An 11699-nucleotide genomic window follows, 5' to 3' on the forward strand; every position below is an offset into this window, starting at 1 on the left:
GGTCAAAACACGCTTGACCGGCGGCGACGCCAACTATTCATGCCTGGACGGCAAGTGTTCATCCACGATCAACGGGTGTTCATCCGCCGTTCAACGACGGTCAAACCGCGGTGCGCAGGCCGGTATCGGTCAGCGGCGCAGATCGGTGGCCGCGACCTGAACGAAAACGCCGGTGTCCTCGGCCATCAGCAAGCCACGGCCGCGCGGCAGCGGGCCACCCTTCATCTTGCCGCGAATGAAGCCTTCGTCCGGATCGGCATCCATCACCAGCAGCGGTGTGTTGGCCTGATGCAGCGCACGCAACATCGGGTCGCTGCCCGCCGACGACCAGCCGCCGAAGGTGCGGGTGATGATCACGTGCAGGCCGACGTCGGCGGCCCTGGTCACCCACGGCGCCGCTTTGTGCAGCGGCGAGTCGAATCCCGGCGGAAGCTGCTGCACGTCGTCGATGATCAGGAAGATCTCGGGCCCGCTCCACCACGCCCGGGACAGCAGCTCCTCGGCCGACAACCCGGGCGGCGGCTCGCGGCGCGCCAGGGTGGCGGCCAGCTGGTCCATCATCGCGGCCACGCCGTCGAGGTTGTAGGCGAAGTTCTCCACGTAGTCGGTGCCCAGCACGGTCAGCAGCTGGCGGCGCGGGTCAACCAGCCACACCTGCGCCGACGGCTGCGATGTCGGCGGTGCGCTGCTGGCGCCCGGCGCATAGATCCGGCCGATCTCGGCCATGATCGTGGCCAGCGTCGTGGTGCGCCCACACTCGCGCCGGCCGGTCACCATCAGGTGCGCGTTGTCGTCGAAGTTGAGGTAGACCGGCTGCAGGTCCAATTCCGATATCGCCCAAGCGATTCCGCCGGCACCGACGCCTTGGCGCCGGTCGGCCGCCGCCAACGCGCGCAGCTGGTCCAGGCCAAACCACGCAGGCAGCCGCCGTACCGGGGGCGCGTGCCCGACCGCCACCTGACTGACGGCGGCCGCCACGCTCTCGGACTCGAACACGGACTTTTCGGTATTGCCCAGCGCCGGCCGGGCGACAAGCGTGTGCAGGCCGGACTGCGGGTCACTGTCCAGCCGAACGTAGTTCACCGCGACCATGCCGCGTCCCGGCTTGACCGGGACGTCCTTGGCGAACCGAGACCGCACCAGCTTTGCGTCTTCCACCGCCGCCAGCCGTAGCTCCACCCGGGAGCCGAATCCGCTGCGCACCGGGGGCCGCAGCTCCGACTCCCGGTCGGCCGTTACCACCACGTGCACGCCGAATGACGGTCCCTGATTGATGATCTGGTTCACCTGCTCGATCAGGATCTCGTTCTCTTCGGCCAGCGCCCGGTAGTTGTCGATCACCAGGAACACATCGCCGAACCCGTCGTCGGGCACCGCACCCGGCTCCCCGCCGAACTTGCGTCGCCGGAACATTTCCATCGAGGCGATTTCGTGCTCGAGGAAACTGCGCTTGCGGTTCCGGACCAAGGCCAGCAGCTCGGCGACGGTGCGGCGCACACCGTATGGGTCGGTAGGGCCGACCACCGCGCCGACGTGCGGCAGCCCCGCCACGGTCGTCAGGGCCGTGCTGCTGTAGGCCAGGCAATAGAACTGGACCTGCTCGGGGGTGTGGGTCATGGCGGCCGAGCAAATCAGCGTCTGCAGCGCAGTGGTCTTGCCCGCGCCGCCGGCACCCAGAATCAGCACATTGGCGCCGGCGCCCGACGTGTCGACCGTCCACGGCGGCTGGTCGTGCTTATAGGGCCGGTCGATGATCCCGATGGGGAACACCAGATTCCTCGCGGTGCCGTAGCTTTCCTGCCACGGTCGGCCCAGAAAGCGGTTCACCAGCTCGTCGATGGCTATCGGCTCGTCCAGCGGCGGGTGCCACAACCGGTAGGGCTTGAAGTCGATGCGGCGCAGCTGGTCGATGATCACCGTGCCGACCTTCGGCGTGCGGATGGCTTCTTCTTCCTCTTCCTCTTCCGGCGCGATCTCGACGTCCGGGAGCTCACGGTCGAGGAGCACCTCGCCGTTGCCGGCCTGGCCATCACCGTCGAAGTCCGTGCCACCGATGCTGACCTCGAGCGGCGTGAACGCGGTGGTGAAAAGTTGCGGCCGAATGTAATCGACGTTGTGCACCACCGGCGCCTGGCCGTCGTCATCAAGCGACACGCCGCGGCGGTAGTCGCGCCACAGGAACTCCGCCTGGAATCGGATGATCTCGTCGAGGCTCTTCCGGAAGTAACCGAGCCCGGCCTGCGCCGGCAGGTTCACCGCGTTGGGCACGCCGGCGGCCTGCGCTGCTCCCGCGGTCCGCGCTTTCAGCACCAACCGGTATCCCATGTTCTCCATGAGCTTTTCGGCGCGGCTCTCGATGGTCTGCGACGCCATCATCAGATGAATCCAGTAGGCGCGACCCTGCCGCCCGATCGAGTCGAGGACATCGACCGCGGTGGGCATGATCCGGAACCATTCGTAGAACTCGTCGATGACCACCACGAGCATCGGCAGTGGCGGCATGTCCTGCCCGCGCGCCCGCATCCGGGTGCGCATCTCGTTGTATTCCTTGGCGTCATCGACACCGGCGTTGTCGCAAACCGCTTTGCGCCGGGCGATTTCGCCCCACAGCGCGTCCAGGAAGCGCTCCATCAACGCCTGGTCTTCCTCCAGGTCGGTGATGATCCGCGATACGTGCGGCACCCCGGCGAACGGCTTGACCGCAGACCCACCCTTGAGGTCGGCCAACACGAACTGCAGCTCGTCGGGCGGATGACCGAGCATCAAAGACTCGATCACCGTACGCACTAGCGTGGACTTCCCGGAACCTGTGGTTCCCGACATCACGCCGTGCGGGCCGTCGCCACCCTCATCGAGCGACTTCATGTCCAAAAACAGCAGCTCGCCGTTGTCCGACCGGTTACCGAACGGCACCCGCAACCGCGACCGCCGCATCGGGTCGCCGCGGCCATCCCACAGCGCTTGGAAGTCGATCGACGCGGGATCTTCAATCCCGTAGTAAGACAGGATGTCTCGCGCGCCGATGTGCGTTACCCGCTGACCGATTTCCTCGTAGGCCTCCGCGAGCCGCCAGCGCGCCATGCGCTGCGCGAACTCCTCGGCTTCGGATTCGCTGATCTGGTCGGCCAACGCGAAGAACCACTTGTTGTCGTCGATCACCATCCAGGTGTCGCGGTCGCGGGGCAGTGTCTCGATGATCCCCTTGCTGTCGAATTGCAGCACCCGCTGGGGAGCGGCGGTCCACAGCGGTGAGCCGGTGAGGTCGAAGAACGTCACGCCGTCGACACCGTCGGTACTGATCACGTATTCCCACTGCGGATCTTCGATGTCGCAGATGATCACATGGTGCGGGGTCGGAGTCTCCACCGACGAACTGGCGTGCCGAGGTGTGAACGAGCCACGGCCGGCGAACAATTCGGCTTGGTCGGCGGCGAACTCGCGCACCGACGTGTAGACCATGCGCGCGTTGCCTGCGGCGTCACGACGGCGCTGGTCCCCGAAGTGCGGTAGCCACTTGACCCAATCCCATTGGGCCACATTCGAAGTGACCACAATCATCTGCACGTGGTCGGGACCGTGGGAGAACGCCAGCTGGCAGATCATGGCCCGCATCAGCGCCAGGGTCTGCTCGCGCTCCCCGACCAGCGAATACCATGGCTCGACCAGCAGGGACACCATCTTGGGCAGGTTGTAGACGACGCTTTGGTAGCGCCCGAACTCCTGCAGCGCTTTGCCGGTGACCGGCTCCAACTCGATGTCGGTCGGCATGTTCTGCGGCTCGCCCCAGGTCACCTCGGGCCGTGTCATGCCGACCCCGACCCGCACCACGCCGAAGTTGAGGTCTTTGCCGTCCGGCTGGCGCTCCCACATCCGCGACGACCCCACTGCGGCGGTCAGGGTGTCCGGCGCCGGGTGGAACCACCGGTAGTTGGCGTCCATGCTGTCGGCCGACTCCTGCGCGCTTTCGCGCAGCATGTCGAGCATCAACATGAACTGTGCGCGCATCGCGTCCAGCTTCGGCCGGCTCATCTGCTGCTGGCCGCCGCCGAAGCGACCGCCGAACATCATCATCGCGACGCCACCGATCATGAAGATCGGGAAGATCGAACCGGCGCCCAAGAACAGTCGTGAACCGTTGGCCACCGTCATACCGACCATGCCGGCGAGCAAGCCGACGACCAGGACGCCGACCACGATCAGCCACCACGGTTTGCCTTCGGGCGGAGGAACACTCAGCGGCGTCGGTAGAACGATGTTCTCCGGCTTGACCATCGGCGCACGTTCCGGCGTCGGCCGGGCAAAGCCACGTTTCACTTCGGTACCACCAACTCTGCAGGGTTCATATCCTTCGGAAGGGTGTCGTGGCGCACCAGCGCATCGGCCCGCGACAGCGTCGGGCCCGGCGCCAGTAACCGCAATGCCACCCAGGGGGCCGGACTCGGGTTCGAGGTCAATCCGAGGGCCGTCCGTGCATCACGGCTGTTGTCTACCCCGAACCGCACACCTGAATCCGAAAGCCACCACAACGACTCCGTCGTCGACGCTCCCGGATCGTTGCCGGTGACGGCGACGAAATTGGCATAGCCCGGGCCGAAGTAGACGCGGTCGGCTTCCCGCCCCGTGGTGTCCGCCTTGACCAGCGACACCACCTTGCCGGCCTCGGCCGGGGCCACCGGGATCGTCGGCCCCGAGATCACCCGGGTGCGGGCGCGCTCTTCACCGGCGGTCTTCTCCCACCACCAGCACGTTGCCGGATTTTCGCGCATGTCCACTACGTTCAGTGGGCCCTCCGGATAGGCGGACAGATCCAGCCCGGTGACCACCGGCATTTTCGCCAGGGCGGAGGGCGCGACCGTCGCCGGTCGCGCACCCGGGGTGGCGCCGGCGTTCTGCAGAATCTGCGCGACCACCGGCGTCACCGTCTGCACGCCGTCGGCCAACACCACCGAATACTGCTGCGGCCCACTGATCTGTGGCGTCACAAAGATTGTCCCGATCGGCCCGGGCGCGTTCGGGAAATTGGCCGGGCTGCCGATATCGGGCACTTTGGGCACCGTGAGCTCCGGTCCGACCGGCAGGGCGTCATACAGCGCACGGCTCATCGGCCGGGCCTGCGTGACTTGCTCGGGCGTTACGCCCAGCGGCAACAACACCGCGCGGTTTGTCGCATCGATGCGCGACCGGCGACCATCGCGGATCACCCAGGTGTCGTTGCCGTAGCGCAGCACCACCGCGTCGGAGCCGCTCAGCACCCGTCGGTGATTCGACAGGTCGGGGGTGCCGTCGATCACCGTTACGGTCACCGGGGACGGAGCGCCCACGCCCGACGTCGACGCGACCGCATCACAGACCAGCCACGACGAGGACTCCGGGCTGGTCGGCGCGAACGAAGACGGTGCGCCGGGTATGCCGACCAGCGGACCGTGTGGCTGCTCGGCGATCTGACTCGACCGCACCTTGTGCGGATTGTCCGCCCGACCGGTGATCAGCCGCGCCGACGCCAAATTGAGCGCGGGATATAAGGTGTCGCCCACCCGGACGTACAGCGCACCGGAATCACGGTCGGCAATGATCGGCGACTCGTTCATCTGGCCGGAGGGGTTGATGAACGACCACAGCAGCGCACCCAGACAAATCACCGCCGCGGCCGAGACCGAGGCGACGACGGCCAGGGTCTGGCGCCGTCCCGGTTCGATCTCCATACGGACCCGCCACCGGGTCAGCGCCTGCGCCGTCCGGCGCGCCAGGAATTGGTAACCGGTTACCTGGGTCCGGGTTGACAGTCCAAGTCCGTAGCCGGACCCGCGCTGCCCGCCCTCAGACGGCATGGTGAATCACACTCCGTCGGAAAGAAACGCCTGGATACTGCCGATTCCCCACATTCACACCGATCACCGTAAGACACCCCGACCTGCCTCGCCACGCGAGAAGTTGCCGCGCGAAATCGACCGAGCACGTCATTTGCCCCGGCGTGGTCTGCACGCCAGCGCCATTGCTTGCCATTAGCCCTGCTGAAACCGCCTGATTATCTACTCGCATGGTAGCGGTGTCGCGCACAGTCGGCCCGGGAAGAAACCGTGGATAGATTGGCGCCATGACTGCCTCGTTGGGCGAGCTCGCCGGCCGGTTCGGGATCGCCACCGAATACGAGGACTGGACGGGCCGCCGGGTGGTGGTCCCGGAAAGCACCGTCGTTGCCGTCCTCGCCGCGTTCGGCGTGCCCGCCCGCACCGAATCGGAGCGCGCGGCCGCGCTGGCCGCCCACGAGCGCCGATATTGGGCGCGCCCGCTGCCCGTAACGATCGTGGCGCGGGCCGGGACGGAGACGAAGTTCTGGGTCCATGTGACGGACGGACATCCTGCCGAAGTTTGGTTACGACTCGAAGACGGCACGGTGCACGGCGGGATTCGCCAAATTGACAATTTCACTGCGCCGTTCGACTTGGACGGTCGCCGGGTGGGCGAAGCGAGCTTCGTGCTGCCCGCCGACCTGCCGCTCGGCTATCACCGGGTGCACCTGCGGTCCGGCCAGGACGAGGCCAGCACCGCGCTGATCGTGACGCCGGACTGGCTGGGGTTGCCGGAGCGCGTCGGCGCTCGCCGGACATGGGGGCTGGCGGCTCAGTTGTACAGCGTGCGGTCCGAACGGTCCTGGGGAGTCGGCGACCTCACCGACCTCACCGACCTGGCGGTTTGGGCGGCGTCCGCGCACGGCGCCGGCTATCTGTTGGTCAACCCGTTGCATGCGGCCACGCCCGTCGAGCCGATGGAGCCGTCGCCGTACCTGCCGTCGTCGCGGCGCTTCGTCAACCCTCTCTACCTTCGCGTGGAGGCGATTGACGAGTTCGGCTATCTGCGCAAACGCGGCCGGGTCTGGCGGTTGCGAGACGACGTTCGCAAACACGCGGCGCGCATCGACACCATCGACCGCGACACCGCGTGGGCGGCCAAACGCAAGGCGCTGCGACTGGTGTACCGAGTGCCGCGCTCGGCGGGCCGCGAGCTGGCGTACGCGGCGTATCGCGCGCGGGAGGGTGCTGCGCTCGACGACTTCGCGGCCTGGTGCGCACTCGCCGAGAAGTACGGCGGTGATTGGCACCAGTGGCCGCGGGGCCTGCAGCATCCGGCCGGCGAGGAAGTCGCGGAGTTCGTCGCCAAGCATGCGGCGAGGGTGGATTTCCACCGCTGGCTGCAGTGGCAGCTCGACGAGCAACTCGGCGCCGCGCAGGCGCGGGCGGTCGCGGCCGGCATGGCGCTGGGCATCATGCATGACCTCGCCGTCGGCGTGCACCCCAACGGCGCCGACGCCTGGGCGCTGCAGGACACCTTGGCGCTCGGCGTCACGGCGGGCGCCCCGCCGGATGAGTTCAACCAGCTCGGCCAGGACTGGTCGCAGCCGCCCTGGCGGCCGGATCGGCTCGAAGAGCAGGAATACCAGCCGTTTCGAGTCCTGATCCGCAGTGTGCTGCGCCATGCCGGCGGCGTGCGCGTCGACCACATCATCGGGCTCTTCCGGCTGTGGTGGATCCCCTCCGGCGCGCCGCCGACCGACGGCACCTACGTCCGCTACGACCACGAGGCGATGATCGGGATTCTGGCGCTGGAAGCGCATCGCGCCGAAGCGGTCGTGGTGGGTGAAGATCTGGGCACGGTGCAACCCTGGGTGCGCGATTATCTGCGGGCTCGCGGGGTACTGGGCACCTCGATCCTGTGGTTCGAGCTCGACCGCGACAGCGACGGCGGCCCCACCCCACGTCCGTTGCCGGCCGAACGGTGGCGGGAGTACTGCTTGTCCTCGGTCACCACCCACGACCTGCCGCCAACCGCCGGATATCTGGCCGACGAGCACGTGCGCCTGCGGGATTCACTGGGGCTGTTGACTCGCCCGGTTGACACCGAACTCGCCGCCGCGCAGGCCGAGCGCGCCGCGTGGCTGGCCGAGCTGCGCCGGGCCGGGCTGCTGGGCAAGCACGCCGACCTCGAAGAGACCGTGGTGGCCTTGCACGAGTATCTGGGCCGCACACCGTCGCGGCTGCTGGGTCTGGCGCTGACCGATGCGGTCGGTGACCGGCGGACCCAGAATCAGCCCGGTACCACCGACGAATATCCCAACTGGCGGGTTCCGCTGTCGGGCCCGGACGGCCGGCCGATGCTTCTCGAGGAGGTTTTCACCGACCGGCGCGCGGCCCGGCTCGCCGAGACGCTCAGGGCGCACACCGCCGCCGAGCCCAGCTGTTAGCTTCGAGTGGCCATGAAGGTTCCAAAGTTCGGCGTGGTTGCGCCGGTCGGTGCCGGCGTGACCGCCGACCCGGTGTGGATGGCGGCCTTCGCGCAACACCTGGAAGCGTGTGGGTTCGAGTCGATCGTCATCGTCGAGCACACCGTGCTGGCGACCCGCTACGACAGTGTTTATCCCTATGACAGCTCCGGACGGGTGGATCTGGCGCCCGAGTGTCCGATCCCCGATCCCCTTGACGTGCTGGCGTTTTTGGCCGCTCACACGACACACCTCGGCCTGGCCACCGGCGTGCTGGTACTGCCCAACCACCACCCGGTCGTCCTTGCCAAACGAGCGGCGACCATCGATGCGCTGTCCGGCGGTCGGCTTCGGCTCTGTGTCGGCGTGGGTTGGCTGCGTGAGGAGATCGAAGCCTGCGGAACGGATTTCGAGAGCCGGGGACGACGGGCCGACGAGCAGTTGGCGGTGCTGCGCACGCTCTGGGACGATCAGCCGGGCGGGGTCAGTCACCACGGCGAGTTCTTTCATTTCGACAACATCGCGTGCTATCCGAAGCCCGTTGCCCGAGCACGTCTTCCGATACACATCGGTGGGCACAGCCCGGCGGCGGCGCGGCGAGCCGGACGCCTGGGCGACGGCTTTCAGCCGCTCGGAGTGGCTGGCGAGCAGCTGGCGTCGTTGCTGGGCCTGATGCGGGAGGCGGCTGCGGCCGCGGGCCGTGATCCGGCGGGCCTCGAGGTTTCGCTGGGGCATTCGGTCACCAAGGTCGACTCAGAGCGTGCCGGCAGGCTGGCCGACCAGGGCGCGGACCGGATCGTGCTGGCGATGCCGCCGATCACCGACATCGAAGAGGCCAAGGACACGTTGTCGGCGTGCGCACAGCGTCTGTCGTTGCCGACATGATGCTCACCGCAACGGACCGGGCCGCGCTCTCGGACTTGGTGCACCGGTACGGCGCCGGCGTCGACGACCGCCAATTCGACGCTGTGGCAAGACTTTTCACAGAGGACGCGGAGCTGCTAGTGCCCGAGCCACCGGCTACGCTGGAACCCGTCGCCCGGCACCGCGGCCAGGACGCCATCGCGGCGGCGGTCGGCACCGTCGCGGCCACCGCCCGCACCGAACACGCCATCGTGGGAGAGGTCTACGACGTCGGCGCGCGGCACGCGACAGCGCTCGGCCGCATCACCTGCATCGCGCATCACTGGATTGCGCGCGGCGACGAGATCACCGATGTGGTCTGGCATCTGCGGTACGACGACGAGTATGAGTGCACCGAAGCCTGCTGGCGGATCAGTCGGCGGGCACTGACGATCAACGCGATCGAACACCGCCCGGCGCGCAGCCTGCGCCCCACCGATAGGGCATAACCGAAGCCGTTTTCACTTACACTGTCAGGCCAAGGAGCTGTTATGTTGCGACCACGCAGGTTCGACCACGAGTACGACCCGGGCCCAGTGCAAATCCAGGCCCGCAAAGTCCACTTCGACGTCTCGGACGTCCCGCTGCACTGGATCCCCGGACATCCGGTGGCGTCGAACTTCGCCAGCCTGCTCAACGTCGTGTTACCGGCGGTCGAACGTTGGTTCGTCGCCGTGTTCAACGAGGCACTGCCGCTGGTCAAGGACCCCAAGCTTGCCGACGACATGCGCGGGTTCATCGGCCAGGAGGCCACCCACGCCGATGTCCACGAGGGCATCCTGTACGACTTGATGGTCGCCCACGGCGTCGACCCGAAACCACTGCTGGATCAGATCGACCACATCTTCTCACGCACGCTGGCGCCGTCCACCTCGCCGGATCCGCGGCGCCGGCTCAACCATCTGTGCGACCGGCTGTGGCTCATCGCCGCGATCGAGCACTACACCGCGGTTCTCGGGGATTTCGCCCTCAACTCCCGGTGGGACGACTACGACGCCCATCCCATGATCGTCGACCTATTCCGCTGGCACGGCAGTGAAGAAGTCGAACACCGCAACGTAGCTCACGACGTCGCGGTCTATTTCCGCGACAGCTACCTGGATCGGATCCGAGCGATGGTAGTGGCGGTCACGCTGATCGGGGTCTTCTTCCAGCGCGGCACTTGGTACCTGACCAAGACCGACCCGGAACTCGACATGGGCTGGTGGAAAATGCAGTGGCTTCGGGCGCAGGACTCCAAGAAAGGATTGCTGCCCACTTATCGAAAATTGTTTGGCTCCAACACTTTTGCATATTTCCTGCCCGGCTTCTCGCCCGAGAAGATGGGTTCGACGGCGCAGGCTGTCGCCTATTTGGCAAGTTCGCCCGCCGCCCGCGCGGCGCACTTGTGATGGAGGTATTCGACCGGTTACGGCAGGTGCCGCCGAGCGCGTTCGGTCGGTTGCGGCACGACGCGCTGATCGGCCTGGGGGACGCCGCGATCTCGGGGCTGCTGGCGCTGTCGGGATCGATCAGACGGATCAGCGCACCGGCTGCCCACGACGACCACATCGCGCTGACGGTGACAGATCGCCGTGTGGTCGCGTGCGATGAGGACGTCGTGGCGCTGACATTGGCGGCGGCCGACGGCGCCCAGTTGCCGCCTTGGCGACCTGGTGCACACCTCGACATTCAGCTGCCCAGCGGGCGACTCAGGCAATACTCACTGTGCGGTGATCCCGCCCGTCGCGACGTGTACCGGATCGCGGTGCGCCGCATCCCCGATGGCGGTGGCGGTTCGGCCGAGGTGCACGACGCGTTGGGCGTCGGCACCACCGTGACCACACACGGACCGCGCAACGCGTTTCCCCTGACCCTGCCCGGGTACGGATCACCCGCACAGCGCCTGCGCTTCATCGCCGGCGGAATCGGCATCACGCCGATCCTGCCGATGGTGAGCCACGCCGAACATTTCGGTGTCGACTGGTCGATGGTGTACGCCGGTCGCAGCCGCGACAGCCTGCCCTTCATCGACGAACTGGCCGTGTTCGGCGAGCCGGTCGAGGTCCGCACCGACGATGTCCACGGCCTGCCGACGCCGGCTGAGCTGCTCGGTGAATGTCCGGACGGGACAGCGGTGTATGCCTGCGGGCCGGCCCCGATGCTGACCGGGATCCGCGCAGAGCTGGCGGGCCGCGACAACGTCGAGCTGCACTTCGAGCGGTTCGCCGCACCGCCAGTGATCGACGGGGAGCCGTTTAACGTCGAGCTCGCCTCGACGGGCGCCACGGTGCGGGTGGGCGCCGACGAAACCCTGCTGTCGGCGCTGCAACACGCCGACGTCTGGCCGCCGTACTCATGCCGGCAAGGGTTCTGCGGCACCTGTCGCACCCGTGTCCTGTCCGGCCGTGTGGACCACCGCGACACGCTGCTCACCGACACCGAACGCGCCGACGGGATGATGCTGATCTGCATCTCGCGCGCCGCCAAGGGCGACAACCTCGTGCTCGATCTGTAGCCCGGCGCTGAAGGGAGCTGGGCGTTTCTCGATTCCGTAATT

General features: G+C 67.3%; 7 protein-coding genes. 5 read left to right on the forward strand and 2 right to left on the reverse strand.

Annotated elements, in window-relative coordinates:
* Positions 1-129: 129 nt before the first annotated feature.
* Both eccCa and eccB read right to left on the reverse strand, forming a co-directional pair.
* A complete protein-coding gene (eccCa, locus tag MSP7336_RS17545) occupies positions 130-4314 on the reverse strand; it encodes a type VII secretion protein EccCa (protein WP_069397465.1) in 4185 nt (1394 codons plus the stop codon).
* Positions 4311-5828 carry a type VII secretion protein EccB gene (gene eccB, locus MSP7336_RS17550; RefSeq protein ID WP_069397466.1) on the reverse strand — a complete coding sequence of 506 codons (1518 nt, stop codon included), beginning with the start codon at positions 5826-5828 and terminating at the stop codon, positions 4311-4313. Before eccB ends, eccCa begins: the two co-directional genes overlap by 4 nt.
* Before the next feature lie 266 nt (positions 5829-6094).
* Here eccB and malQ point away from each other — a divergent pair, with 266 nt between their 5' ends.
* Genes malQ through MSP7336_RS17575 form a run of 5 tightly spaced genes read left to right on the forward strand, consistent with a single transcriptional unit; the run spans position 6095 to position 11657 of the window.
* On the forward strand, positions 6095-8239 hold the full coding sequence (gene malQ, locus MSP7336_RS17555; RefSeq protein WP_069397467.1) for a 4-alpha-glucanotransferase: 2145 nt from the start codon (positions 6095-6097) through the stop codon (positions 8237-8239).
* Between the two features lie 12 nt (positions 8240-8251).
* Positions 8252-9142 carry an LLM class F420-dependent oxidoreductase gene (locus MSP7336_RS17560; RefSeq protein ID WP_069397468.1) on the forward strand — a complete coding sequence of 297 codons (891 nt, stop codon included), beginning with the start codon at positions 8252-8254 and terminating at the stop codon, positions 9140-9142.
* On the forward strand, positions 9139-9609 hold the full coding sequence (locus MSP7336_RS17565) for a nuclear transport factor 2 family protein (RefSeq protein WP_113964226.1): 471 nt from the start codon (positions 9139-9141) through the stop codon (positions 9607-9609). Before MSP7336_RS17560 ends, MSP7336_RS17565 begins: the two co-directional genes overlap by 4 nt.
* A 42-nt stretch (positions 9610-9651) precedes the next feature.
* Complete coding sequence (locus tag MSP7336_RS17570; RefSeq protein ID WP_069397470.1) at positions 9652-10551, forward strand: metal-dependent hydrolase; 900 nt, start codon at positions 9652-9654, stop codon at positions 10549-10551.
* Positions 10551-11657: a PDR/VanB family oxidoreductase gene (locus MSP7336_RS17575; protein ID WP_113964227.1), complete on the forward strand. Its 1107-nt coding sequence runs from the start codon at positions 10551-10553 to the stop codon at positions 11655-11657. Before MSP7336_RS17570 ends, MSP7336_RS17575 begins: the two co-directional genes overlap by 1 nt.
* The last annotated feature ends 42 nt before the right edge of the window (positions 11658-11699 follow it).

Origin of the sequence: Mycobacterium shimoidei (assembly GCF_900417275.1) — a bacterium.
GTDB classification, from domain to species: Bacteria; Actinomycetota; Actinomycetes; order Mycobacteriales; family Mycobacteriaceae; genus Mycobacterium; species Mycobacterium shimoidei.

Bases quoted from the DNA above. Each gene is read 5' to 3' on its own strand.
- MSP7336_RS17570 (WP_069397470.1), top strand. From the start codon at position 9,652: ATGTTGCGACCACGCAGGTTCGACCACGAGTACGACCCGGGCCCAGTG.
- MSP7336_RS17575 (WP_113964227.1), top strand. From the start codon at position 10,551: ATGGAGGTATTCGACCGGTTACGGCAGGTGCCGCCGAGCGCGTTCGGT.
- MSP7336_RS17560 (WP_069397468.1), top strand. From the start codon at position 8,252: ATGAAGGTTCCAAAGTTCGGCGTGGTTGCGCCGGTCGGTGCCGGCGTG.
- eccB (WP_069397466.1), bottom strand. From the start codon at position 5,828: ATGCCGTCTGAGGGCGGGCAGCGCGGGTCCGGCTACGGACTTGGACTG.
- MSP7336_RS17565 (WP_113964226.1), top strand. From the start codon at position 9,139: ATGATGCTCACCGCAACGGACCGGGCCGCGCTCTCGGACTTGGTGCAC.
- malQ (WP_069397467.1), top strand. From the start codon at position 6,095: ATGACTGCCTCGTTGGGCGAGCTCGCCGGCCGGTTCGGGATCGCCACC.